This window comes from Burkholderia sp. 9775_39 (assembly GCF_015712225.1).
In the GTDB taxonomy this organism is placed as follows: domain Bacteria; phylum Pseudomonadota; class Gammaproteobacteria; order Burkholderiales; family Burkholderiaceae; genus Burkholderia; species Burkholderia cenocepacia.
The window spans coordinates 81,273-107,120 of sequence record NZ_JACCQC010000001.1 but is presented as its reverse complement, the minus strand read 5'-3'; the positions used below and the strand labels follow the sequence as shown (position 1 = coordinate 107,120).

Here is a 25,848-nt window from a genome sequence, read left to right as displayed (position 1 = left end):
AGAGAGAACGGCACGCGGGCCGCGCGGCCCATCGGCGGCCGGACCGGCATGGCGGAAGCCGTCGTCAGGTTCATGGTCGCGTCGCGCACGGCGGATGGCCGCGCTTTCGCCATGCACATGCGTGCCGCCTACCCGCTCACCCGTTCCCGTCGAACCGGTACAGCGCCGCCGGCGTATCGACCAGTACCTGTCTGCGTCCGGCCTCGTCCGGCAGCAGCGTCGCCAGATACCAGTACGCGAGCGCATCGTCGACGGCCTTCTCGTATCCGACATGCGGCCAGTCGCTACCCCACACGAGCCGCTGCGTACCGAACGCATCGCGCAGCGCGCGCATCGCCGCCAGCCCGGACGCCTGCCAGCGATCGGCGCGGTCGTTCCGGTAGGCGCCCGACACCTTGACCCACACGCGCTTGCTCGTCGCCGTCGTCAACAGATAGCGGAAGCCGGGATCGTCGATCCCGAGCCGCGGATCGGGCCGGCCGAAATGGTCGAGCGAGACGTCGACGCCCGCGTCGAGCAGCGGCGGCATCAGCGCCGGCAACCGGGCGGCCTCCGCATGCAGCTCGACTTGCCAGCCATGCGCGCGCAGCAGCGGAAACAGCGTGCGCCACGCCGCGTCCGCGAAATCCGGATCGCGTTCGCCGATCAGGTTCAGCCGGATGCCGCGCACGCCGAGCGGCGTCCATGCGGCAACCTGCTCCGCATCGCGCGCGGGATCGATCACGACGATGCCGCGCAAACGCGCGGGTTGCGCGCGCAGCGCGGCAAGCAGATAGCGGTTGTCGGTGCCCAGAAAGCTCGGCTGGATCAGCACGCCATTCGACATGCCGTGCCGGTCGAGCATCGCGAGGTACTGGTCGAGCGACGCGTCGTACGCGATCGTGTAGCGATGGCCCGGCACGAGCGGCAGCGACTTCAGGAACACGTGCGCGTGCGCGTCGACGCCGGTAACCGTCCGCCGATCCGGCGTCGCGCCGGCGCATCCGCCCAGCACCTCGGCCATCGCGATGCCGGCGAGTGCGCGGTTGAACGACCGCCTCGAAATCATGGGTGTCTCCTGTTTTTTTCGATTGAGGGTGAACGGCGCGGCCCCGCCGGCCGCGAGGCGGCGCATCAGCCTACATCGTGCGCGCGACGAGGAATATCGGGACGAACGACAGCACCGTCGACAGCGCGACGACGAACGCCATCAGCCGATGGTTGCCGCCGTACTGCGTGGACAGCACGTACGAGTTGCTCGCGCACGGCAGCACCGAATAGAGCAGGATCAGGTTCCCGGACAACGGCGTCACGGCGAATGCCTTGGTCGCGGTCAGCGCGAGCAGCGGAAAGCCGACCAGCCGGATCGCGGTGGTCACGAGCCCCGCGCGCACCAGTGCCGCCTCCTTGCGCGGCAGCGGCAGCCGCAGCGCGGCGCCCACGCAGATCAGGCTCAACGGCAGCGCGGCGCCGCCGAGCACGTCGACGGTCTGATCCACGGCGGCGGGCAGACGCCAGCCGGTCAGGTTCAGCACGACCCCGAACGCGCTCGCGACGATCAGCGGATTCGCCGCCACCTTGCCGACGATCCGCACGAGCCCGCGGCCGCCGGCCTGGCCATGTTCGAACGACAACAGCACGAGCGTATTCGAGATCGCGACCATGTACGCGACGACGACCGCCGCGATCCCGTAATCCGCGCGGCTCAGCAGCCCCGACGCGACCGACAGGAAGATGTAGCTGTTGAAGCGGATCGAGCCCTGGACGATCGACGTGAACGATGCGTGCGGCACCGCGCACCATCGGCAGCCGAGCACGACGGCGGCCAGCACCGCGAGCGTGAGCCCAGTCAGCAGCACGATCGTCGACTTCGACGACGCGTCGAGCGGGCCGGCCAGACCGATCGAATGCACGAGGAAGGCGGGAAACAGCACGTAGTGGGTGAGCTTTTCGGCGGACGGCCAGAACGCCGCATCGACCAGCGCGAGGCGGCGCACGGCGATGCCGATGCAGATCAGGGCGAAGGCGGGTGCGACGGCGACCCAGGCGAGTTCGGTATGCATGGTTGGACGGATTCGGTGAGGGAAGCAGCGGGTTTGTCTGCCCGGTGGCAAGGCGGTGGCTCGGGTGCGGTCGTCGCGGCATCGGGTTCGAACGGCAACCCGACGGCGGCGAGCGCCTCGTACGCGAGGGCCGGCGCGAAGCGCACGCCGGAGCCCGACGCGCCGGCCACCGCGCAGCCGTCGCGACCGATTGGCGCGACCCGCGGATTGCGGTCGGCCGTGTACCCGTCGACCGCCGTACGCGCGGCGAGATGGGCATCGCGCAAGCCGGGGAAATGACGATCGAGCAACGCGTGCGCGAGCGCGCGCTCGTCGGCGCTCGGCGCGACGCGTGCGCCGGCGGCGCAGCCCCACGCGTGCGACGTGATGCTCAGCAGCCAGCCGCGCCGCGCATGCACCGGGGCGAGAAAGGCCTGCGCGTCGGGCAGGTAGACGACCGGCGCATCCGCCGGCGGCGGCAAGCCGCGGCCGTCGACATCGAACGCGACGATCTTCTTCGTGACGATGTCGGTTCCCGCGTCGACGCCGGCTTCGCCGTCGATGGCCGGCCACGGGCCGCTGGCACGGATGAGCCGGTCGGCGCGCAGCGTCACGCCGGGGGCGACGACGGTCCAGCCGCCGGCATCGCGCGTCACGTGCGTGACCGGCGCATCGAAGCGCTCGACGGTGCGCGCGCCCGTCAGGTAGTGCGCGACCAGCCGCGGCACGTCGACCAGCCACGCGCGGCCGCCGCGCCACAGGCGCGCGCCGGCCGGCAGCGCAACGAGTGGTGTGGCGCCGGGGTCCGGCGGATCGTCGGCCACCGGCGGCGCGAGCAACGGACCACCCGCATCGGGTGCGTCCGCAACGAAGGTGAACGGCGCGGCGCGCACGCAGCATCCGGCCCGTGCCCACGCACCGTAGTACGCGTGCGCGACCAGCGATCGCGCGCGCCGCGCGCCGCTGCCGCAGAACGGCGTAACCACGCCGGCCGACAGGGCCGTGGCCGTCTGCACGGCCGGCCGCGCATCGAACACGGCGATGCGCAGCGCGCCCGCATGCCGAGCCGCGACGTGCGCGATCGTCGCCCCCGTCACGCCTGCGCCGATGATCGCGAGATCAAACCGCATCGGCCTGCCACCAGACGGTGCTGATCACGAGCGGCGTCGCGCCGTCGTTCTGCACCTGGTGCGAGCGGTGCGATTCGAAATACAGCACGTCGCCGGCCTGCACGCGCACGGGTTCGCCGTCGTAGGTCAGCCGGCCGCTGCCCTGCGCGATCATCCAGCATTCGCGTACCGCGTGAACGTCCAGCCGCGACGTGCAGTTCGGCTCGACCGTAAACAGGCCGCCGCGAAACGGAATCTCGCCGTCGCCGAGCCCGGCGAAATCGGCCTGGCGCAACACGACGCCCGGCACATGGGACTCCGGCGGCAGCGCGCCGACGTGCGGAAACTTACGCGCGTTCATCGTGCACCTCCTCGCCGACGAGGCCCAGTTCCGCGAGAATCGCGTCGCGGTCGCGATCGAGCGCCGGCGCGGCCCGGCGCGTGGCCGGGTCGGGGCAGCCCGAGATCTTGATCGGCGTCCCGACCAGCCGGTATGGACCGACGTCGGGATCGTCGACGTCGATCAGCATGTTGCGCGCGGCCGTCTGCGGATGGACGACGGCCTGGTCGACCCGGTTGATCGGGCCGGCCGGCAGGCCCGCGCGCGCGAACCGCTCGCACCAGGCCGCGACGCCGTGCGCCGCCAGCAGCCCGTTGAGCGTGCGTTCGAGTTCGGCCTCGTGATCCTTGCGCGCCTCGCCGCCCGCGAAGCGCGGATCGGCCGCGAGCGCCGGCACGCCGAGCGCGTCGCACAGCAGCCGGAACAGCTTGTCGTTGCCGGCCGCGATGATGAGCGGGCCGTCCGCCGCGCGGTAGACGCCGAACGGCGGCGCGATCGCCGGCCGATAGCTGCCGACCGGCCCCGTGACCTCGCCGGTCGCGAAGTAACGGCCGATGAAATATTCCATCAGCGCGAGCTGGCAGTCGAACATGCCGATGTCGACCTTCGAGCCCTGCCCGGTGCGCCCGCGCCGCACGAGCGCCATCAGCAGCCCGGTCGTCAGGAACAGGCCGGCCGCCAGATCGCCGATCGACGGCCCGACCCGCACGGGCATGCGCCCGGGCTCGCCCGTCACGCTCATGATCCCGCCGAGCCCCTGGACGATCATGTCGTATGCACGGTGATCGCGAAATGGCCCGGTATGGCCGAACCCCGACGCGCTGCCGTAGATCAGGCGCGGGAAACGCGCGTGCAGCGTGTCCCAGTCGTAGCCGATGCGCGCCATCGTACCGGGCCGGAAATTCTCGGTGACGACGTCGGCCTTCTCGAGCAGCGCGTCGAGCACGCGGCGATCGGACGGATCCTTCAGGTCGAGCGCGATGCTCTCCTTGCCGCGGTTGAGCGACGCGAAATACGCGGACTTGCCGCCGTACCACGGGCCGTACGCGCGTGCATCATCGCCGGTCGACGGCCGTTCGACCTTGATCACGCGCGCACCGTGATCGGCCAGCAGCATCGTGCAGAACGGGCCGGCCAGCACGCGCGTCAGGTCGACGATCAGCAATCCTTCGAGTGCGCCTTCCATCATGCGACCTCCCGCATGCCGGGCGGCAGGACCGCCGCCAGATCTCCCGGCGTAACCGGGTCGAAGTTCGCCAGCGGCGTGACGACCGGCGACGACAACCGTGCGAAGTCGCCCGCGTTCGGCTCGCCGCGCAAGCCGAGCGCCCGCCACGCGGTCTGCGCGAGCGCCGGCATCAACGGCCACGCGAGCAGCGCGAAACCCTTGGTCCAGCCGTACAGGTCGCCGGCCGCGCGCGCGCCGTCGAAGCGCGCGCTCCAGCGCTCGACGATGCCGGCCATCGCCGTCGGGTCGAACGTCGCGAAATCCATCGCGCGCTGCGCGTCGCGCCACGCCGCCTCCGCTGCCCGCACCGTCTCGTCGGTCGGCACGCGCGCGGCGAGCGGCCCGCCGATTGCCTCGGCCACATGCCGCCGGACCGTCGCGTACGGCCCGTTCACGAACCGGCAGAACGCATCGCGATCGAAGTCCGTGCGCCCGGCAACCGGATTGGTCGACGCGACGAAGCCGCGCACCGCATCGGCCGGCACGCGCGTGCGCGCCGCGAGATCCTCGACCCAGATCGCCCAACGCAGGCTCGTCGAGAACTTGCGCCCTTCCAGCGTGTAGAAATGATTGATCACGAAACGATCGAACGGCTTCGACACGCCGTCGGCCATCGCCATCGCCTGGATGCCGACCAGATGCGACACGCAGTTGTCGATCCCGAAGCCGTTGACGGTGATCACGTCCGAATCGCGATCGAACGGGTTGGCGCGCAGCCCGTGCCTGCGCGCGTAGAGATCGCCGACGAAGCGGATCGCGCCGAACAGCAGCCCGTGCCCGAACAGCGTGCGCGGCTCGCCGTCCAGCACATACGGCAACCCCCAGCCGGCATGGCTCGTCAGGCGGAAACGCGCGCCGTCGCGCGCCAGATGGCGGCGCGCGATATCGACGAACACCGGCGCGGTCTCGGTGCCCACCAGTTGCGCGACCAGCGCGGCCGGGTCCGCGATGTCGAAGAACAGGTTGTCCTGCTCGCGCATCGCGAGCGTCTCGCCCCAGCGTGCCGACGGTTCGCGCACGTCTTCCGGCTGGAAATGCGCGCCGCAGTCCTCGCAGAAAAATCCCGACACGTCGCGCGCGCACTGCGGGCAATGGCCCAGCAGAAAACTGCCGGTCACGTAACCGTCGCGCGCGGCCGAATACGGCATGCGTTCGCGCACCGTCGACACGCGCCGCTGCGCGGCCAGCCGTGCGACGAGCCCGTCGTGCGCGGCGAGGTACGCGTCGTGATGCGCATCGCCGAGCGGATCGACGAACAGATCGACGTCGATGTTCATCGCGGCGAGATCGTCGACGATGCCCGCGCAGCTCTGCCGCGCGAGCGCCGCCGCGTCGATGCCGGCCTGCCCGGCGCGCAGCGGGATGTAGGAATCGTACGGGTCGCTCGCGCATGCGATGCGTGCGACCTCGCCGCGGCTGCGCAGATGGCGCGCAAGCATGTCGAGCCGCAGGTACGGGCCCGCGATATGACCGAGGTGCAGGCGCCCGTTCGGCGCCGGCATCGCGGGGACGAGCAGGTAGTGGCGCGGGTCGCGGATCGTGTCGATCGGCATGATGGCCTCCGGGTCAGTCCAGCGTGACGGTCACGTCGGCCGCGAGCTCGCGCAGCAGCGCCACGATGTCGCGATCGAGCTCGCACTGCGCGATCAGGTACGCGATCTCGTACGCCTTGAACACGTCCTTCGGCAACGCCATCTGCGCGCCCTTGCCGGCGACGATCTGCAGAAAGCGCAGTTCCGGCCGCCGCCACAGCCGCTCGAAGCCCTCGACGCGGGCGATGCGCCCGAGCCCCGGCGGCATCACGATGCGCTGGCCCGCGCGCGTCGACGCGGTGCCGAGCCGGTCGTCGAGCGGGCCGTCGATCGCGCCGCGCGCGAGATCGAGCACGGTGCGGTACGGCGAGAAGCCCGCGACGCTGTACGGGATCAGGTGCGAGTTGATGAACTCGCCGCCGAGCCGCCCGCCGATCTCGAGAATCTTCGGGCCGTCGCGCGTCACCATCACGTCGGCGTGGAAGCCGCACCAGTCGATGCCGGTCGCCGCGACACCCGCACGCACCATGTCGCGGATCGCCGCCTGCGTGTCGGCCGGCAGCAGCGACGGCGTCACGTTCTCGTACTGGATCGGGATCGACCGGTCGAAGGTCTTGTCGATGATCGCGTTGATCGCGACGCGGCCTTGCGCGACGACGCCGGACACCGAATGCTCGCTGCCCGTCAGCTGTTCCTCGAGCAGCGCGTGATCGCCGTACAGGCTGAACATCTCGCCCTTCTCCGGCGAGTTGTACGCACGAAACGCACGATAGACCTCGACGGGATCGGCGAGCGCATCGACCGGAAAGATGCCGCGGCTGCCCGAGTTGCCGGCCGGCTTGAGCAGCGCGGGCGCGCCGATCCGCTTCAGCGCGGCGGTGAATTCGGCTTCGCTGCTGACCACCGCATAGCGCGGGTTCGCATTCGGCACCGCGTCGAGCACGCGGCGGGTCGCGGCCTTGTCGCGCACGTTGAGCGCGGCATCCGGCGCCGTGCCGCGCAAGCCGAGCCGATGCGACAGCCGGCTCGCGAGCACGACTTCGAGATCCTTCCACGCGACGACGCCGGACAACTCGACGCGATGTTCGCGCAGGTAGTCGAGAATCGTCCGCTCGGCCGCGTCGTAATCGCCGAGGCGCGTCGGAATGATGCCCGCGCAGCCGAACGAGCGGAATGCGTCGGGCGTCGGCGTCGCCACGTAGAGGTCGAGCCCGAGACTGCGCGCCGCGTCGATTTCGGCGATCCGCTCGCCCGGAAGCGCGCGTGTGTCGAGATACAGCATGGCCGGTGCATGGGTCATGGCGGTGTGCTCCTGTCAGTTCACGAGTTGTTGGGTGGCGGCCTGCGGCGCTTCGCCGTGCGGCCAGTCGACGAATCCCGGCGGCGTGCCGACTTCGTAGATGGACGCGCCCGCGATCGCGTTGGCGATCCGGCCGCTGCGCCACGCGGCAAGGCTCAGGTTCGGGTCGGCGATGCCGCGCGTCGTGCGCGCGGCGTTCTGGAAGAAAATTCGCGCGGCGCTCGGCCGGTTCCAGCGCACCGCGTAGTCGTCGTCGAGTTCCGGTGCGCCGTCGCGCGTGTGCATCTCGAAGCGCAGCGATTCGAGCGCGCCGGGCATCTGGAATTCGCTGCCCGTCGCGAGCAGCACGACGTCCGCATGCAGCGGCGCATGCACGCCGGTGCCGTCGTCGACGCTCAGCACGAAACCGCCGTCCGCGCGGTGCAGGTTCGCCATGCTGCGGCCCGGCATCAGCGCGCAATGGCCGGGACGCCCCTCGATGTGCGTGATCTCGTAGAGCCGCTGGTAGATTGCCGTCAGCAGCGCCAACGTGACGCCGTCGCTCGCGAGGCGCTGCGTCTCGAGCGCGTCGCGCTTGCGCTGCGGCGACAGCCGCGAGAAATGTTCGTTGTATTGCGGCACGAACCATTCGTTGACGAACGGCGAGTCGTCCATCGGCAGGAAGTTCTCGCGCCGCGTCAGCCAGGCGATGTGCGCGGGCGCGGCGTCGCCCGTCAGGCCGAGCAGATGCAGCGCGAGCTCGGCGCCGCTCTGGCCGCCGCCGACGATCGCGACGCGCCGGCCGGCGAGCGCCGGCCGCACGGTGCAGAACTGCGACGAATGCAGCACGTCGGCGCCCAGGTGCGGCCGCGCGCAGGCAGGCACGGTCGGGCGCAGGCCGACGCCGACCACGAGGTTCGCGGTGCGCACGACGCCGTGCGAAGTCGTGACGCGCAGCGCGCGCCCGTCGCGCACGACGCTTTCGACTTCGCAGTCGAACCGCAGGTTGTCGAGCGACGCGCACACCCACCGCATGTACTGCTCGAACTCGCGGCGGCGCACGGTCGGAAAGCGCGCGTTCGCGAACGAATACAGTCGTTCGGTGCGTTGCAGGAACGCAATGAACGAGTAGCGGCTGCACGGATCGGCCAGCGTCACGAGATCCTTCAGGAAGCTGGTCGTCAGCGACGAATCCGCGAGCATCAACCCGGGATGCCAGCGGAACTCGGGCCGGCGCTCGACGAACAGCGAACGCAGGCCGTTCAGCGGCGCCAGCAGCGCCGCCAGGCTCAGGTTGAACGGACCGACGCCGATGCCGAGCACGTCGACTTCTTCGCCGGCGAATGCCCGCGGCTTCGCGCCGTCGAGCGTCTGGATTTCGAAAGGGTTCATCGCGCCTCCCCGGCACCGGTGATCGAATCGTGAAAGGCAACGTCGTCGGCGTGGCCGAGCACGCGCGCGGCCAGCGCCGCGCCGCCGCGAACGGCCGTGGCGATCCCGCTGCCGCAATAGCCGCCGCACCAGCCCAGCCGCCCGGCCATGCCGACGTGCGGCACGCCGGACGCGGTGAAGCCGAGCGGCGCGGACCATACGTGCTCGACCTGCGCGTGTTCGAGCGCCGGGAAATACGCGGCCAGCCGCGCGCGCAACGCGGCCTCGACGCCCGCGGGCGGCACATCGGCCGACAGGCCGAGCCGGCTGCCGAACAGCAGCCGCCCGCGCTCGTCGAGCCGGAAATAGTCCTTGTCGGCGGACAGCGTGCCGTACGCGCGCGGCTGCCGCGAAATGCGGCGCTGCGTCGCGTCGTCGAGGATGCGGGTCGCCAGCAGGTGCGTGCCGTAGCGTTCGAGCGGCGGGCGCACGTCGGCCGGCAGCAGCGACCATGCGTCCTCCGCGCACACCAGCACGGCGCCGGCGTCGACCGTCGCGTCACCGAGATCGAGCACGGCCGCACCGGGCGCGGGCCGCACGGCATGCACGCGCGCGCCGCGCCGGATCCGCACGCCGAGCGTCGCGGCCCGCACCCGCATCGCATCGCGTAGCGCGCGCGGCCGGATCAGCGCGAAGCGCAGGTTCAGCAACCCGGCGATCGCGTGCGCCGCGCCGGTTTCCTGCGTGACCGCCCGCGCGTCGAGCCACGCGACGCACGCCTCCTGCTGCGCCGCATGGCACGCGAACCGGTGCGCCAGTTGCGCCGCCGACGCGTCGTCGCACGCGAGCGTGATGTGGCCGGGATGCGCCCAGCCGCAGGCGAGGTTGCGGCTGTCGACGAAGCGCTTCAGGTAGGCGATGGCCTGCGCCGCCGCGCGCTCGGCGGCCTGCGCGTGCGCGGCCGAAACCGGGCCGCGCGGCAGTGCCGGCGCGACGCTCGCGACCGAGCCGAAGTTGAATGCGCTCGGCACGTCGCCCGGCGGATCAGCGTCGCAAACGTCGACCGTCGCGCCCTGCTCCGCCAGGTGGATCGCGGCGGACAGCCCCGTGTAGCCGCCGCCGACGATCGCGACGTCGGCGGTTCGTGTGCCGGGCGTCCTCATGCGTGCTCCAGCTGGCGTTGACGCGCGTCGACGAATGCGCGGTACGGCGCGTCGAAGAAGAACGCGGGCTCGCCATCCGGCGGTTCGAGCTGGTCGAGCCAGCAGGCCGTCGCCGAATACTTCGCGAGAAACGGCCGGCGCAGCCAGCGCGGATCGCGCGCCTGCAGGAAATTCAACAGGAAGTAGCGCTGTCCCTGCAGCTCGAGCGTGCCCGCGACCTCGACCTTGCCGGGGCCTGCGCTCATCGACGGGCCGCGCGCGCTGCGCGCGAGCCCCGACACCGACGCGATCGCGGTGTTGTAGATATCGAGCGCCCGCGCGAGCGGCAGCTCGAAATAGCCGCGCGGCCCGGTATCGCGCTCGACGAACATGTAGTACGGCACGATGCCGAGTCGCACCTGCCCGACCCAGTTGCGCCGCCAGACTTCCGCATCGTCGTTGATGTGGCGCAGCACCGGCCCCTGCGAACGGATCACGACGCCGATGCGGCGCAGGTTCGTCACGGCCTGCTCGGCGACCTCCGTCGACAGTTCGCGCCAGTGGTTCAGGTGCGCCATGACCGTCACGTTGCGCCCCGCATCGATCAGCGTGCGCAGCAGCGCGAGCAGCTCGGGCGTATCCGGATCGCTGACGAAACGGTACGGCCAGTAGGTCAGCGCCTTCGTGCCGATCCGGATGTTGCCGACGTGCTCGAGCCCGGGCGCCAGCAGCGGCATCAGGTACTCGCGCAGGCGCGTCGCGCTCATCACCATCGGATCGCCGCCCGTCATCAGCAGGTCGGTCACTTCGCCGTGCGCGCGCAGGTACGCGTGCAGCCGCGCGGCTTCGCTCGACGCGAATTTCAGCGACGCGTCGCCGACGAACTGCGGCCAGCGAAAGCAGAACGTGCAGTACGCATGGCAGGTTTGCCCGTGGCTCGGGAAGTACAGCACCGTCTGCGCGTACTTGTGCTGGATGCCCGGGCACGGCTCGCCGTCGAGCTCCGGCTCGTTGAGCCGCTGGTCCGCCGGATGCGGGTTCATCCGGGCGCGCAGGCGCCCGATCAGCGCGTCCAGGTCGGCACCGCGCGCCGCGTCGCGCGACAGCATGGCCAGCTCGCCGAGATCGTCGGGCGCGAGCATGTCGGGCTGCGGAAACGTCAGCCGGAACAGCGGATCGTCCGGGACGTTGGTCCAGTCGATCAGTTGCTCGACGACATAACGGTTGACCTTGAACGGCAGCACGCGCGCGACCAGCCCGATCTGCTCGCGCATTCGCGGCGGCAACCTCGCGAGCTGCGGGAGGTCGTCCAGCTTCGACCGGTTGTACGCCTTGAACACGGGATGCACCGGGATCGGCGGCCGTGGCAGCGCGCCGTCGTGCGTGGATATCCGTTGGCCCTCGGATAGTTGGATCATTGACTCGACTCCATTCTTTTAGATGTACTAATGTAGGTCGTGTGTCTCGTCTACTCGCCGCCGGCGGCCAGGCAGCCCGCCGGCGTTCTGCAGATACTAGAAGCAATCGCCGCGGCGAAGCATTACGCCGGTGTTATTTATCCATAAGCGTTTCGCATGCGGCTTCGCACCAATTCAACGCGGTGCGGCGGCGCCCACCGCCGGCCGCGCCGCCGGCGCGCGCGGTGCCGGACGGGTTTCCGGCATCCGCCAGTACACGATCAGCGAAATCGCCGCGCACGCCGCCACGTACCAGAAGAACATCGTCTCGTTGCCGCCCGCCTTCAGCCGCAGCGCGACGAACTCCGTCGTGCCGCCGAGGATCGCCGTCGTCAGCGCATAAGGCAGCCCGACCGCCAGTGCGCGGATCTGCGGCGGGAACAGCTCGGCCTTGACCAGCATGTGCACCGACGTGAAGCCGCTCAGCACGACGAGCCCCGCGAACACCAGTGCGAACGCGGCTAGCGGCTCGTGCACATGCCCGAGCGTCGTGAAGATCGGCACCGACAGCAGCGTGCCGCCGAGCCCGAACCACAGCAGCACCGGCCGGCGCCCGACGCGATCCGATACGAGGCCGAACAGCGGCTGCAGCGGCATGTACAGCAACAGCGCGAGCGTGCAGATCCAGGTCGCCGTTTCCTTGTGCAGGCCGACCGAGTTGACCAGGTACTTCTGCATATAGACGGTGTACGTATAGAACGCGACGGTGCCGCCGATCGTGATGCCGATCGCGAGCAGCAGTTCGCGCCAGTGCGCCGCGAGATCGGCCGTCACGCGCGTCTTCGCCGCGCGCGCCCGGCTTGCGACGAATGCATCGCTCTCGACGACGTTGCGGCGCATGTACAGCGCGAACAGCGCCAGCACGCCGCCGACGAAGAACGGAATCCGCCACGCCCAGCGCTCGATGTCGTGCGTGCCGGCGAAGATCCGCTGCATCGCCAGCATCAGGCCGAGCGCGACGAGCTGGCCTGCGACCACGCTCACCTGCAGGAAGCCGACGTAGAAGCCGCGCCGGTTCGGCGGTGCGATCTCGCTCAGGTAGGTCGCGCTAGTGCCGTACTCGCCGCCCATGCTGAGGCCCTGCAAGAGCCGCGCGGCGACGAGCAGCGCCGGCGCGAGCATGCCGATCGTCGCGTAGCCGGGCGTGACGGCGATCAGCATCGAGCCCGCGCACATCGCGAGCACCGATTTCGTCAGCGCGGCCTTGCGCCCGTGCCGGTCCGCGTACAGGCCGACGAGCCAGCTTCCCGCCGGCCGCGCGACGTAGCCGACCGCCGCGATCGCCGCGGTATTCATCAGTTGCACGGTCGGCCGGTCGGCGGGAAAGAACGACGGCGCGAAATAGATCGAGAAGATGCTGTATGCGAGGAAGTCGTACCACTCGATCAGGTTGCCGGCGAGCCCGCCGACGATCGAGCCGATGCGCGGCGGCGCGTCGCCCGCCCCCGTTGGGGAAGTTGTCACGGTTGTCTCCTGTTCGTTCTGTTTCGGGCGGCCGGCAGGCGGCCGCCCGTGCCGCATGCCGGCCTTACGGCTGCCCGGCCGCGTAGCGTGCGTCGAGCGCGTCGAAGCGCGCCTTGTCGACGAGCCGCTGCCGTTCCGCGAACGGCGCGACGAGCGCGGGGTTTTCGTCGAGCCGGCCCGTGTCGCGCAATTCGGTCAGCGCGGCCTGCATCCCGTGCACCGCACCCTGCAACGCCGCATTCGCGTACAGCACGACGCCGTAACCGAGGCGCGCCAGTTCGTCGCGCGAGCGGGTCGGCGTCTTGCCGCCGATCACGATGTTGATCAGTTGCGGCGTATCGAACAGCGCGGGCAGCCGTTCGACGTCCTCCGGCGTGTCCATCGCCTCGATGAACAGCACGTCGGCGCCCGCTTGCGCATAGCGGTGCGCGCGCTCGATCGCGTCGTCGATGCCGTGCACGGCGGCCGCATCGGTGCGCGCGACGATCAGCAGGTTCGGATCGACGCGCGCGTCGACGGCCGCCTTCAGCTTGCCGATCATTTCCGCGGCCGGAATCACTTCCTTGCCCGCGAAGTGGCCGCATTTCTTCGGCAGCACCTGATCCTCGAGCTGGATCGCATCGGCGCCGCTGCGCTCGAGCGTGCGCACCGTATGCAGCACGTTCAGCGCGTTGCCGAAACCGGTATCGGCATCGACCATCAGCGGCAGATCGACGGCGTCGCGCACGCGCGCGGTGTGCTCGGCCAGTTCGCCGAGCCCGACGAAGCCGAGATCCGGCAAGCCGAGCGACATGTTGGTGACGCCGGCGCCGCTCAGGTACAGCGCGCCGAAGCCCAGATCGGCGGCGATCCGCGCGCTGAGCGCATTGAACGTGCCGGCGACGAGCAGCCCCTGGCGGGCGGCGATGCTGCGCCGGAAAGCGGCGCGACGAAGGGCGGTGGAATCGGTCATGCGAGGCCTCATTGGTCGAAACGAAACAGGGTGCGCGGCGAGTCGCGCAACACGCGCGCGCGTTCGCCGGCATCGGGCAGCCAGCGTTCGAGCGCCGCGCAGGTCGCGCCGAAATCGACACGTTCGCGATGCTGCGTATGCGGCCAGTCGCTGCCCCACACGAGCCGCTCCGGCGTGAACGCGCCGCGCAGCGCCTGCGCCGCGCCGAGCGCGGTGTCGGTGCCGTCGCCGGTCAGGCTGTTCCGGTACGCGGCCGACAGCTTGACCCACACGCGCCCGGTATCGGCAAGCGACAGCAGATGACGGAAGCCCGGATCGCGTTCGCCGAGCGCCGGCGACGGGCGGCCGAAATGGTCGATCACGAGCGTGCACGATTGCGCAAGCAGGCTCGCGGCGATCGCATGCAGGTCGGCCGCGTCGCGATGAATCTCGACATGCCAGCCCAGCGCGTTGATGCGTGCGAACAGCGCGCGCCACACCCGCGTGCCGAAATCCGGAATCGGCAGGCCGACCAGATTGAGCCGCATGCCCACGACGCCCGCGCGGTCGAGCGCGGCGAGCGCGTCGTCGTCGATCACCGGATCGACGACCGCGACGCCGCGAAAGCGGCTCGGGTAGCGCCGCAGCACGTCGACGAAGAACGTATTGTCGGTGCCGAGAAAGCTCGGCTGCACCAGCACCGCGTGCGTGATGCCGTGCGCGGCGAGATGCGCGACGTACGCGTCGAGCGACGCATCGTAGTCGGGCGCATGGCGCACGACCGGCGCGAGCGGCAGGCCGCGCGCAAACACGTGCGCATGGGCGTCGACCGCCGCGACGGCCGTCGATGACGCGTACCACGCGGCCGTATCCGGCGCCGCTGAAACCGGTTCGACCGGCGGATTGACTGCTCGATCCATGACGACTTGCCTGCAAGAGGGGCCCGGCCCGGCAGCGGGCGACAGGCGACGGAATGAACGAAGGACGAAAACTACAGCGATGCGCCGGCGCGCGCGTCGTCGTCGGCGCCCGGCCCAGCAGCCGCGTCGGGCAGACGGCGCCCGCGCGTTTCCGGCAGGAACCACACCGCGATCACGACGAGCCCGTACGCAATGCCCGCGTCGATGCCGAGCGCCGTGCCGAGCGGCAGCGATTCGCCCATCCGCCCGACCAGCACCGGAAAGCCCGCCGACACGATGCGGCCGAAGTTGTAGCAGAACCCGACGCCGCGGCCGCGCACGTTTTGCGGATACAGCTCGTTGAACAGCGTGCCGAGCGTCGCCGGGATGCCGGCCGAGCACAACCCGAGCGGGAACCCGAGCAGCAGCATCGCGACGTCGTTCAGCGGCAGGAACACGTACAGGTTCACCATCACCGCGCAACACGCGGCGAACAGCATCACGTTGCGACGCCGGCCGATCCGGTCCTGCAAATACGCGCTCAGGAAACAGCCGCAGATGAACGCGACGATCACGACCGCGAGATACGTGCCGGTGCCGAGCACCGACAGGTGCCGCTCGGTCTTCAGGTAGGTCGGCAGCCAGATCGTGATCGCGTGATAGCCGCCGTGCGCGCCGACGCCGATCAGGCCGCCGACCACCGTCGTGCGCAGCACCGACCGGTCGAAGATGCCCACCGTCGGCGCATCGTCCCGGTGCGCGGGCGCAGGCGTCGCGCGCGGCGGCTCGGAAATCGCGCGGCGGATATACAGCACCAGCAGCGCAGGCAGCGCGCCGATCGCGAACAGCACGCGCCACGCCCACTCGGACGGCAGCCACGCGAACACGATCATGTACAGCAGCACCGCCGCGCCCCAGCCGAATCCCCACGCGCTCTGCACGACGCCCATCGCCTTGCCGCGATGGCGCGCGCCGACCGTCTCCGCGAGCAGCACCGCGCCCGCGGTCCATTCGCCGCCGAAGCCGAGCCCTTGCAACGCCTTCAGCACCAGCAACTGCTCGAAGTTCTGCGCGAACGCGCTGAGGAACGTGAAGGCGGAGAACCAGCACACGGTGATCTGCAGCGCCCGCACGCGCCCGTAGCGATCCGCGATCGCGCCGGCCAGCAGGCCGCCGAGCGCGCCCGACACGAGCGTCGCGCCGCCGATCAGGCCGGCCTGCCCCTTGCCGATGCTCCAGGTCGCGAGCAGCGCCGGGATCACGAGGCTGAACATCTGCGTGTCGAGCCCGTCGAGCGCCCAGCCGGCAAAGCAGCCGCGCAACGTGCGCCGTTCGGTCGTCGAGAGTTCGCGCATCCAGGTCAACGGAGGTCTCCTCGTGTCGTCGCCGTGCGTCGCCTGAGCGCGCCGCTATCGGAGGCGCGGCCGGGTTCGACGACGCCCGATGTGCATCCTATGAATCATTTGGATAATTCGCTACTATGTTTCGAATAATTATTCATAACACACGCTTATGGAAATCAGGCACGTCCGCTACTTCCTCGCGATCGCGGATTCCGGCAGCTTTACGCGCGCCGCCAGCGAGCTGGGCATTGCGCAGCCGGCGCTCAGCCAGGCGCTGAACCGGATGGAAAAGGAGCTGGGGGTCCGGCTGTTCGACCGGTCGCGGCGCGGCGCGGCGCTCACGCCGGCCGGGCTCGCGATGGTCGACGATCTGCGCCTGAGCGTCGCGCGGCTCGACGCGGCCGCGCACCGGGCGGGCGAAATCGGCGCGCAGCGCGCCGGGCGCCTGACCATCGGCTTCGTCACCGCGGCGCTGTTCGACACGCTGCCGCGCGCGATCCGTGCGCTGCGCGAAAGCGCGCCCGACGTCGAGCTGGTGATGCGCGAGATGAGCAATGCCGAGCAGGCGATCGCGCTCGAGCGCGGCGAAATCGACATCGGGCTGCTGCATACGCCGGTCGCGGTGAACGGCCGGATGCGCGAGCAACTGATCCGGCGCGATCCACTCGTCGCGGTGCTGCCGAAGGCGTTCCCGCGCCAGCCCGACGGCACGGTGACGCTGGCCGATCTGGCCGCGGCCGGCCTCGTGTGGTTTCCGCACGATCAACTGCCGCTGATCCGCGCCGGTATCCTCAGCGCGTTCCGCCAGGCCGGGCATCCGGTCGACATCGTGCTCGACGTGAACCGCACGCTGACGGTCGTCGCATGCGTGGCCGCCGGCTGCGGCGTATCGCTGCTGCCGACGTCGATCCACGCGTTCGCGTTCGACGGGGTCGCATACAGCCCGATCCGCGACGGCGCCGCGCTGCCGAATTTCGAACTCAGCGCGATCTGGCCCGCACGGTCGCGCCCGACGCTCGCCGACCGTTTCGCCGCGCTGCTGCCGTCGGCCGATACGCGGTCCTGAGCATCCGGCCCGCCGCCACACGGGCCGCCCCGCCACGGGAAAACCCCGATCCCCACATCGTCCTATGACATCGGGCATCGCGAATTGGCGGGATTACTTTGATCCTCGTCGGCGCCCGCCCGGGCGCATGCTGATAGCGAGGATCCCTCATGCGATACGTGCCATCGTGGACTTCCGTTTCCGCCGCGTCGTCGATTCCCGACGATGCGACCACCCAACGCGGCGAGGAGCCGCACAGTCTGCCGCGGGTCGCGATCGCGGCCGCCGCCCTCGGCAATGCGACCGAATGGTTCGATTACGGTATTTACGCGTACGGCCTCGCGTACATTTCCGCCGCGCTGTTTCCCGGCAACACCGCGAGCGCGACGCTGTTCGCGCTCGGCACGTTCGCGATCTCGTTCCTGATCCGCCCGCTCGGCGGCCTGTTCTGGGGCCCGCTCGGCGACCGGCTCGGCCGCAAGCGCGTGCTCGCGCTGACGGTGCTGACGATGTCGGGCGCGACGTTGCTCGTCGGCGTGCTGCCGAGCTATGCGACGGCCGGCTGGCTCGCACCGGCCGCGCTGATCGTGCTGCGCATGGTGCAGGGCTTCTCGACCGGCGGCGAATACGGCGGTGCAGCAACCTTCATCGCCGAATACGCGCCCGATTCGCGGCGCGGCCTGTGCGGCAGCTTCCTCGAATTCGCGACGCTCGCCGGCTTCTCGCTCGGTGCGTTCCTGATGCTCGGCTTCGCACTGCTGCTCGGCGATTCGGCGATGCATGCGTGGGGCTGGCGCCTGCCGTTCCTGGTCGCCGCGCCGCTCGGCCTGATCGGCTTCTACCTGCGCTCGCGCCTCGAGGAAACGCCGGTGTTCCGCGAACTCGAGGAACAGGCGCACCGCCGCGAACAAAGTGCGACGGCCGCGCTGCCGATCCGGCTGCTGCTGGTGCGCTATGCGAAGCCGCTGGTGCTGCTCGGCGGGCTCGTCGTCGCGCTGAACGTCGTCAACTACGTGCTGCTTGCATACATGCCGACCTACATGCACAAGGAACTCGGCGTCAGCGAGAACATGTCGCTGCTGATTCCGCTGATCGGCATGCTCGCGATGATGGTGCTGCTGCCGTTCGCCGGCTGGCTGTCCGATCGCGTCGGCCGCAAGACGATGTGGTGGATCTCGCTCGTCGGGCTGTTCGTCGCGGCCGTGCCGATGTTCACGCTGATGACGCACGGTCCGCTCGGCGCGTTCATCGGCTTCGCGGTGCTCGGCGTGCTGTACGTGCCGCAGCTCGCCACCATTTCCGCGATGTTCCCGGCGATGTTCCCGACCCACGTCCGCTATGCGGGCATGGCGATCGCGTACAACGTGTCGACGTCGCTGTTCGGCGGCACCGCGCCGATCGTCAACGACTGGCTGATCGGCAAGACCGGCAACGCGCTGATTCCCGCGTACTACATGATGGCTGCGTGCGCGGTCGGGTTGATCGCGCTGCTGGCGGTGATCGAGACGCGCGGGTGTTCGCTGCGCGGGGACACGCTTCCCGGTCAGCCGGGCTGACCCGCGCGCCGGCGGCGCCCGGCTTCCCATAAACGGCATCCATCGCATCGCCCGCCGTCCGGCCACGGACGGCGGGCGATGTGCATTTCGGGCGGCCGAAACCGCCGCCGGATTGTTGTCGTCCGGACAACACGATGTGCCCCCGTGCGGCGCTGTCGGCGGGTGCGGGCCGTCACTACAATCGCTGACACGCTCGATCGGAATCCGGGCGCACCGACATGCGCGACCTTCGCGATCGCGCTCGCGAACCGCTCTGCACCGCGCAGTGCGGACTCCCTCACTCGACGAACAGGATTACTGAACATGAACGCACCCATCCGCAACGTCCAGCCGGTTGTCGCCCGCCTGGGCCACGAAGGTTCGGGCGAGCTCGTTTCGTCCCGCTACGCCGTGCGCATCGGCGCAGTCGACGTCGTACTGATCAGCGACGGCGTGTTACCGCTGCCGACTTCCACCATGTCCACCAACGTGAGCGAAACAGACCGCAATGCGTGGTTCGACGGCCGTTTCCTGCAACGCGACATGTTCGACTGGGCGCTCAACATCGCGCTCGTGCGCAGCGCCGATCGCCTGATCCTGATCGACTCGGGCGTCGGCGACGGTTTCGAATACTTCACGCGCGCCGGGCGCTCGGTGATGCGCCTTGAATCGGCCGGCATCGACCTGGCCGCGATCACCGATATCGTGATCACGCACATGCACATGGATCACGTCGGCGGGCTGAACGTCGACGGCGTCAAGGCGAAGCTGAACCCCGACGTCCGCATTCACGTATCGGCCGCGGAAGTGGCGTTCTGGGAGAATCCGGACTTCAGCAAGACGGTGATGCCGGAAACCGTGCCGCCCGCGCTGCGCAAGGCGGCAGCGCGGTTCATGGCACTCTACGGCGAAAACATCGTGCAGTTCGATCGCACCGTGGAAGTCGCCGCGGGCGTGTCGGCGCGGGTGACGGGCGGACATACGCCGGGGCACTGCGTGGTCGACGTCGCATCGAACGGGGAAAAGCTGACGTTCGCGGGCGACGCGATTTTCGAAGTGAACTTCGACCATCCCGACTGGCAAAACGGCTTCGAACACGATCCGGACGCGGCGGTCGACGTGCGTCTCGCGCTGTTCAACGAAGCGGCCGACACCGGCGCGCTGCTGGCCGCCGCCCATGTCGCGTTCCCGTCCATCGGCCATGTTGCGCGAAACGGCGACGGCTTCCGTTTCGTGCCGGTCGTGTGGGATTACTGAGTGACGATCGGTAGCCGACGCGCACCGCAGGCGATGCACTGACGGTTTGCTCGAACCGTGTCCGTACCGGCAAGAAAAAACGCCGCCGCATTTGCATGCGGCGGCGTCATCTCGCGCGCCGAGGCGCGCATCAGCACCGCTCGAACGTCACGCGACGGCCGACAGGTTCCGCTCGGCGACCTCGTCCACCGCATCCTTGACGATCGCGACGATCTCGTCAGCCTCCGCACGCGTCATCACGAGCGGCGGCGCAAAGCCGAGAATGTCGCCGTGCGGCATCGCCCGCGCGATCACGCCGCGCTGCAACGCGGCCGCCGACACCTGCGCACCGATCTTCAGCGCGGGATCGAACGGCGTGCGCGCGTCCTTGTCGGCCATGAATTCGAGCGCGGCCAGCATGCCGACGCTGCGCACCTCGCCGACGAGCGGATGCGCGCCGAATGCGTCGCGCAGCTTCGCGCCGAAGTAGCCGCCGACGTCGGCCGCGTTGCCGACCAGGTTCTCGCGCTCGAGGATCGCGAGGTTCGCGAGCGCGGCGGCCGCGCATACCGGATGACCGGAATACGTCCAGCCGTGCCCCATCGGCCCGTGTTCCTGCGAGCCGCGTGCGATCACGTCCCACACCTTCTCGCCGACGATCACGCCCGACAGCGGCGCATACGCGCTCGTCAGCCCTTTCGCGACCGTAATCAGGTCGGGCTCGATCCCGAAGTGCTGCGCGCCCATCTTCGAGCCGAGCCGCCCGAACCCGCACACGACTTCATCGGAGATCAGCAGGATGTCGTGCTTGCGCAGCACGGCCTGGATCGCGGGCCAGTAGCCGGCCGGCGGTTCGATGATGCCGCCCGTGCCCATCACCGGCTCCGCGATGAACGCGGCGACCGTATCGGCGCCCTCGCGGGCGATCAGCTTCTCGAGCTCGTCGACGCAGTACGCGACGAACTGCGCCTCGCTCATGCCGGCCGGCGCCTTGCGATACCAGTGCGGACACACCGTATGCTTCACGCGGTCGATCGGCAGGTCGAAATGCTGGTGGAAGCTCGGCAGCCCCGTGAGGCTGCCCGTCACGATGCCCGAGCCGTGATAGCCGCGCTCGCGCGAGATGATCTTCTTCTTGTTCGGGCGGCCGAGCACGTTGTTGTAGTACCAGACGATCTTGACCTGCGTCTCGTTCGCGTCGGAACCCGACATCCCGTAATAGACCTTCTTCATCCCGGCCGGCGACCAGTCGATGATCCGCGACGACAACTCGATGATCGCGTCCGACGCGTGGCCGACGTACGTGTGGTAGTACGCGAGCTGCTTCGCCTGTTCGTACATCGCGTCGGCCACTTCGGTGCGGCCGTAGCCGATGTTCACGCAATAGAGGCCGGCGAACGCGTCGATGTAACGCTTGCCCTGGTGATCCTCGATGCGGATGCCTTCGCCACTGCGCACGATCTTGCCCGGCAGCGCGCCGGTCTCATGGTCGTATGCGTGCGTCGACGGGTGCATGAAGTGGGCACGGTCCTCGCGCAGCAGTGCGTCGATCGATTTCGTCATGATGAGCTCCTTTGAATGGGTCAGGCCGTCGCCGCAACAGGCAGGCCGAGATTGCCGAGGCAGAAGTACTTGGTTTCCGTGAACGGCTCGAAGCCTTCGGCGCCGCCTTCGCGCCCGAGGCCCGACGCCTTCATCCCGCCGAACGGGATCGGCGCACCGGTGAATTTCACGCCGTTGACCGACACCATCGCGAAATCGAGCCGCCGCACCAGCTGGAAGATCGTGTCGATGCGGGTCGCGCACACGTACGCGGCGAGGCCGTACTCGGTGTCGTTGGCCGTTTCGACCGCTTCGTCGAGCGTGTCGAACGCGCTGACGGCCGAGATCGGCGCGAAGTTTTCCTCGTCGACCACGCGCATGCCGGGCGCGGCATCCGCGATCACGGTCGGCTCGTAGAACCAGCCGCCGAGCGCGTGCGGCCGGCCGCCCGCGACGATGCGCGCGCCGCGTGCCCGCGCATCCTCGACTCGCGCCACGGTCGCGTCGAACGCGGCCTGGTGCATCAACGGACCGACGTCCACGCCCGGCTCGAACGCGGGGCCCGTCTTCAGCGCCCGCACCGCGTGCGCATACCGTTCGACGAACGTGTCGTACAGCGGGCGGGCGACGAGCATCCGGTTCGCCGCGCAGCAGTCCTGGCCGGACGTCTGGAACTTCGCGCCGACGGCAACCTGTACCGCCTGGTCGACGTCCGCATCCTCGGTCACGATGAACGGCGCATTGCCGCCCAGTTCGAGCGCGATCTTGCGGATGCCGGCCTTCGCGGCGGTTTCGGTCACGAGCCGGCCGACGCGCGTCGAGCCGGTGAAGCTCACCGCACGCACGCGCGCATCGCCGACCAGCGTTTCCATCGCCATCTGCGGTTCGCCGAGCACCACGTTGAACACGCCGGCCGGCAAGCCGGCCTCGTCGGCGAGTTGCGCGAGCGCGAGCGCCGAGAACGGCGTCTCGTGCGCGGGCTTCACGACCACGGCGCACCCGACCGCGATCGCGGCCGCCGCCTTGCGCGTGATCATCGCGGCCGGGAAATTCCACGGCGTGATCAGCGCGGCGACGCCGACCGGCTCCATCACGGTGCCGAGATGCGCTCCGTCGATATGCGTCGGGATCGTGCGGCCCGCGACGCGTTTCGCCTCGCTCGCAAACCATTCGACGAAGCTCGCCGCATAGCGGATCTCGCCGCGCGCTTCGGCCAGCGGCTTGCCCTGTTCCAGCGACAGCAGCGCGGCCAGATCGTCGACGTGACGCAGGATCAGCGCATGCCAGCGCAGCAACGCCGCGCTGCGCGCCGCTTGCGGCGTCCAGCGCCAGGTCTCGTACGCGCGCTGCGCGGCGTCGACGGCCGCGACGATCTGCGCGCGTTCGAGCATCGGCACGTGGCCGATCACGGCCTGGTCGGCAGGGTTCACGACGGCGACCGTCGCGGCACTGTCGCTGTGGATCCAGCGACCGTCGACGTAGCAGGTCGACTTGAACAGAACGGGGTGTCCGGGCAGCATGCTGCGTCTCCTCGTTGGTGGGCACGGACTTCATTGTGTCGCGCCGGCGCATGCGGAAATTTCGGTTTGCACGGCCGGAAATGCCGGTTTTTTCCGTATTGCCGCGCGTCGGCGCGAACTTTTACAGCCAGTCCGGCGCGCCGCCGGATGCGCACTTCACGACCTTCGTCACGATGTACGTGAAGTAGCGCTCGATGCCGAGGTCTTCCATCAGCAGCGCATCGATGAAGCGCTGGTAATGGTCGATGTCGCGCGCGACCACGTGCAGCACGTAGTCGACGCCGCCACCCGTCGCGTAGCACTGCGCGACCTCGGGCGCCGCGGCCACGCGATCCTCGAAGCGCCGCATGTCGGGCGCGGTGTGCCGCGACAGCGTCACCTCGACGACGATGCGGCTGCCCGAGAACGCGCCGATCCAATCGACGTCCGCGCGATAGCCGCGAATCACGCCGCTTTCCTCCAGCTTGCGCACGCGCTCCCATGCCGGCGAAATCGACAGGTTCACGGCCTCGGCGAGCTTCGACTTCGTGATGCGCCCGTCGCGCTCGAGCAGGCGCAGGATCGCGAGGTCGTATCGGTCGAGCTTGATCACGTCGTGCGCGTCCTCATACGGCCACCGGAATGTTGCGCTCGACGATGTCGGCCACCACCGCGACCGTGTCGCCGGGCTGCACGATGCCCGGGAAGTGCCGGGCCGCGAGCAGCCCGCGCCGCCGCGCGACGTATTCGACCGGCGCGACGCCCGTGCGGTCGACGGCGTGCACGCGCGCGAGCACGTCGCCGGCGTCGACCTCGGTGCCGAGATCGCGGCACATCTCGAGCAGCCCGTGATGCTCGCTCGTCGTGAAGCACGAACCGTCCGGCATGTCGAGCAGCGTCGTCGTACGTGGCGCGTTGCCGTCCACGACGTCCTTCGCGATCACGCCCGCATGCGCGAGAAATCCGTACACGCCGCGCTCGGCGATCGCGACGCTCGCCGCCGTCGACGTGCCGCCGCCGCCCAGCTCGGTCGACACGAACACCTTGCCGGCTTCCTCGGCCGCGCTGTCGTAGAGGCCGACGCTGTCGAGTTCCAGCATGCGCATCGAATACGGCGCGCCGAACGCGCGCATCGCACGCTCGCAGCGCGCTTCCTGCTCGCGATCCTCCAGCACGTGAATCGCCGCGAACGGCACGAAGTCGAGCGTGCGGCCGCCCGCGTGAATGTCGAGCACGTGCGTCGCGAGCGGCAGCAGGTGGCGCTGGAAGTAATCGGCAATCTTCTCGGTCACGGTGCCGTCCGGCCGGCCCGGGAAGCTGCGGTTCAGGTTGCCGGCATCGATCGGCGACGTGCGGCAGCCGGCGCGGAACGCCGGATAGTTCATGAACGGCACGACGATCACGCGGCCGGTCACGTCTGCCGCCTTCAGCGAGCCGGCGAGCTTCGACAGCGCGACCGGCCCCTCGTATTCGTCGCCGTGGTTGCCGCCGGTCAGCAACACCGTCGGCCCGTCGCCGCGCTTCACGACGGTCACCGGAATCATGATCGCGCCCCACGCGGAATCGTCGCGCGAGTAAGGCAGCTTCAGGAAGCCGTGCTGTTCGCCGTCCGCGTCGAAATCGACGGTCGGCGTAATCGGGGAAGCACGCATCGCCCTACTCCTTCACGAACAGCTTGCGCGGCACGTTGCAGAACGTCTCGACGCCGGTCTCGGTGATCAGGATGCTTTCCGTGATCTCCAGCCCCCAGTCGTCGAGCCACAGCCCCGGCATGAAATGGAACGTCATGCCGGGTTCGAGCACCGTCCGGTCGCCCGGACGCAGGCTCATCGTGCGCTCGCCCCAGTCGGGCGGATAGCTTGCACCGATCGGATAGCCGCAGCGGCTGTCCTTCTCGATGCCCGCGCGGCGCAGCACCGCGAAGAACGCGTTCGCGATGTCCTCGCACACGTTGCCCGGCTTCGCGGCCGCGAGCCCGGCCTCGATGCCCTCGACCACCGCGCGCTCGCCTTCGACGAAGTGCGCGGGCGGCTTGCCGAGATAGACGGTGCGCGACAGCGGGCAGTGATAGCGGCGGTAGCAGCCGGCGATCTCGAAGAACGTGCCGGCGCCGCGCGCGAACGTCGAGTCGTCCCAGGTCAGGTGCGGCGCGGCAGCATCCGCGCCGGTGGGCAACAGCGGCACGATCGCCGGATAGTCGCCACCGAAACCGTCCGCGCCGCCGATCCCGGTCGCATAGATCTGCGCGACCAGATCGCTTTTCTTCATGCCCGGCTCGATCGTCTCGACGATGTGCGCATGCATCCGTTCGACGATGCGGGCGGCCACGCGCATGTACTCGATCTCGCGCGGCGACTTCACCGCGCGCTGCCAGTTGACGAGCGCGGTCGCATCGACCCAGCGCGCGCCCGGCAGATGCCGCTGCAGCGACGCGTACGCCGCCGCGCTGAAGTAGTAGTTGTCGAGCTCGACGCCGATGCGCAGCGTGCTCCAGCCGCGCGCCGCGATCACCTCGGTCGACAGGTAATCCATCGGATGGCGCGCGCTCGACTGCACGTAATGATCGGGATAGCCGACGATGTTCTCGTGCGCCATGAACGCGGTGCGCTTCGCGCCGTTCGCGTCCTGGCTGCGGCCGAACCACACGGGTTCGCCGTCCAGTGCGAGCAGCACGCACTGGTGCACGTAGAACGACCAGCCGTCATAGCCGGTCAGCCAGCCCATGTTGGTCGGGTCGGTGACGATCAGCAGGTCGATGCCGGCCCGCTCCATCGCCGCACGCGTCTTCGCGATCCGCGCAGCATATTCGCTGCGCGCGAACGCGAGACGCGGCGCGGCTTCGTTGGTTTCGATGACTGCGGCCATCTGTCTCCTC

At 69.6% G+C, this 25,848-nt stretch carries 22 protein-coding genes; 3 read left to right on the top strand and 19 right to left on the bottom strand.

Features of this window, described 5'->3' with window-relative positions:
- Nucleotides 1-136 precede the first annotated feature (136 nt).
- The 14 genes from H0X90_RS00395 to H0X90_RS00330 form a co-directional block, all read right to left on the bottom strand.
- Nucleotides 137-1,048, bottom strand: coding sequence for an amidohydrolase (locus H0X90_RS00395; protein ID WP_034203819.1), 912 nt, complete (start codon nt 1,046-1,048; stop codon nt 137-139).
- Between the two features lie 70 nt (nt 1,049-1,118).
- Complete coding sequence (locus H0X90_RS00390) at nt 1,119-2,042, bottom strand: AEC family transporter (protein WP_034203818.1); 924 nt, start codon at nt 2,040-2,042, stop codon at nt 1,119-1,121.
- On the bottom strand, nt 1,994-3,151 hold the full coding sequence (locus H0X90_RS00385; RefSeq protein ID WP_048988470.1) for an FAD-binding oxidoreductase: 1,158 nt from the start codon (nt 3,149-3,151) through the stop codon (nt 1,994-1,996). Before H0X90_RS00385 ends, H0X90_RS00390 begins: the two co-directional genes overlap by 49 nt.
- Nucleotides 3,141-3,491: a cupin domain-containing protein gene (locus tag H0X90_RS00380; RefSeq protein WP_048988468.1), complete on the bottom strand. Its 351-nt coding sequence runs from the start codon at nt 3,489-3,491 to the stop codon at nt 3,141-3,143. The genes H0X90_RS00385 and H0X90_RS00380 overlap by 11 nt, the downstream gene beginning before the upstream one ends.
- The gene (locus tag H0X90_RS00375) at nt 3,478-4,659 is read right to left on the bottom strand and encodes a CaiB/BaiF CoA-transferase family protein (RefSeq protein ID WP_006497874.1); all 1,182 of its coding nucleotides are present in this window, start codon (nt 4,657-4,659) and stop codon (nt 3,478-3,480) included. Before H0X90_RS00375 ends, H0X90_RS00380 begins: the two co-directional genes overlap by 14 nt.
- Nucleotides 4,656-6,251, bottom strand: coding sequence for a methionine--tRNA ligase (locus H0X90_RS00370; RefSeq protein ID WP_006497873.1), 1,596 nt, complete (start codon nt 6,249-6,251; stop codon nt 4,656-4,658). The genes H0X90_RS00375 and H0X90_RS00370 overlap by 4 nt, the downstream gene beginning before the upstream one ends.
- A gap of 13 nt (nt 6,252-6,264) precedes the next feature.
- A complete protein-coding gene (locus H0X90_RS00365) occupies nt 6,265-7,530 on the bottom strand; it encodes an ATP-grasp domain-containing protein (RefSeq protein WP_006497872.1) in 1,266 nt (421 codons plus the stop codon).
- Between the two features lie 15 nt (nt 7,531-7,545).
- Complete coding sequence (locus tag H0X90_RS00360; protein ID WP_077190519.1) at nt 7,546-8,901, bottom strand: lysine N(6)-hydroxylase/L-ornithine N(5)-oxygenase family protein; 1,356 nt, start codon at nt 8,899-8,901, stop codon at nt 7,546-7,548.
- On the bottom strand, nt 8,898-10,043 hold the full coding sequence (locus H0X90_RS00355) for an FAD-binding oxidoreductase (protein WP_077190517.1): 1,146 nt from the start codon (nt 10,041-10,043) through the stop codon (nt 8,898-8,900). The genes H0X90_RS00360 and H0X90_RS00355 overlap by 4 nt, the downstream gene beginning before the upstream one ends.
- On the bottom strand, nt 10,040-11,440 hold the full coding sequence (locus H0X90_RS00350; RefSeq protein WP_077190515.1) for a KamA family radical SAM protein: 1,401 nt from the start codon (nt 11,438-11,440) through the stop codon (nt 10,040-10,042). The genes H0X90_RS00355 and H0X90_RS00350 overlap by 4 nt, the downstream gene beginning before the upstream one ends.
- 174 nt (nt 11,441-11,614) lie before the next feature.
- Entirely contained in the window at nt 11,615-12,943 is a 1,329-nt protein-coding gene (locus H0X90_RS00345) for an MFS transporter (protein ID WP_012493659.1), read from the bottom strand.
- 64 nt (nt 12,944-13,007) lie between these two features.
- Nucleotides 13,008-13,895, bottom strand: coding sequence for an oxaloacetate decarboxylase (locus H0X90_RS00340; protein WP_034203813.1), 888 nt, complete (start codon nt 13,893-13,895; stop codon nt 13,008-13,010).
- 8 nt (nt 13,896-13,903) lie between these two features.
- Nucleotides 13,904-14,794 (bottom strand): amidohydrolase, encoded by an 891-nt coding sequence (locus H0X90_RS00335; protein WP_006497867.1) that lies wholly within the window; start codon nt 14,792-14,794, stop codon nt 13,904-13,906.
- Nucleotides 14,795-14,865: 71 nt separating this feature from the next.
- Nucleotides 14,866-16,137, bottom strand: coding sequence for an MFS transporter (locus H0X90_RS00330; RefSeq protein ID WP_058903797.1), 1,272 nt, complete (start codon nt 16,135-16,137; stop codon nt 14,866-14,868).
- 148 nt (nt 16,138-16,285) lie between these two features.
- On the opposite strand from H0X90_RS00330, the gene H0X90_RS00325 reads away from it, so the two are divergent.
- The 3 genes from H0X90_RS00325 (at nt 16,286) to H0X90_RS00315 (ending at nt 19,953) form a co-directional block, all read left to right on the top strand.
- A complete protein-coding gene (locus tag H0X90_RS00325) occupies nt 16,286-17,182 on the top strand; it encodes a LysR family transcriptional regulator (protein ID WP_077190513.1) in 897 nt (298 codons plus the stop codon).
- A 149-nt stretch (nt 17,183-17,331) separates the two neighbouring features.
- Entirely contained in the window at nt 17,332-18,717 is a 1,386-nt protein-coding gene (locus tag H0X90_RS00320; protein ID WP_006489635.1) for an MFS transporter, read from the top strand.
- Nucleotides 18,718-19,020: 303 nt separating this feature from the next.
- Nucleotides 19,021-19,953: an MBL fold metallo-hydrolase gene (locus tag H0X90_RS00315; RefSeq protein ID WP_034203810.1), complete on the top strand. Its 933-nt coding sequence runs from the start codon at nt 19,021-19,023 to the stop codon at nt 19,951-19,953.
- A 147-nt stretch (nt 19,954-20,100) separates the two neighbouring features.
- Here the strand turns inward: H0X90_RS00315 and H0X90_RS00310 are convergent, their stop codons facing one another.
- From H0X90_RS00310 to doeA, 5 genes are all read right to left on the bottom strand, one after another.
- The gene (locus H0X90_RS00310) at nt 20,101-21,495 is read right to left on the bottom strand and encodes an aspartate aminotransferase family protein (RefSeq protein ID WP_048988461.1); all 1,395 of its coding nucleotides are present in this window, start codon (nt 21,493-21,495) and stop codon (nt 20,101-20,103) included.
- A 20-nt stretch (nt 21,496-21,515) separates the two neighbouring features.
- A complete protein-coding gene (locus H0X90_RS00305; RefSeq protein WP_077190511.1) occupies nt 21,516-22,994 on the bottom strand; it encodes an NAD-dependent succinate-semialdehyde dehydrogenase in 1,479 nt (492 codons plus the stop codon).
- Between the two features lie 121 nt (nt 22,995-23,115).
- Entirely contained in the window at nt 23,116-23,586 is a 471-nt protein-coding gene (locus tag H0X90_RS00300) for an Lrp/AsnC family transcriptional regulator (protein ID WP_006489640.1), read from the bottom strand.
- 13 nt (nt 23,587-23,599) lie between these two features.
- A complete protein-coding gene (gene doeB / locus H0X90_RS00295; RefSeq protein WP_006489637.1) occupies nt 23,600-24,625 on the bottom strand; it encodes a N(2)-acetyl-L-2,4-diaminobutanoate deacetylase DoeB in 1,026 nt (341 codons plus the stop codon).
- A gap of 4 nt (nt 24,626-24,629) precedes the next feature.
- Nucleotides 24,630-25,838: an ectoine hydrolase DoeA gene (doeA, locus tag H0X90_RS00290; RefSeq protein WP_006497858.1), complete on the bottom strand. Its 1,209-nt coding sequence runs from the start codon at nt 25,836-25,838 to the stop codon at nt 24,630-24,632.
- Nucleotides 25,839-25,848 lie beyond the last annotated feature (10 nt).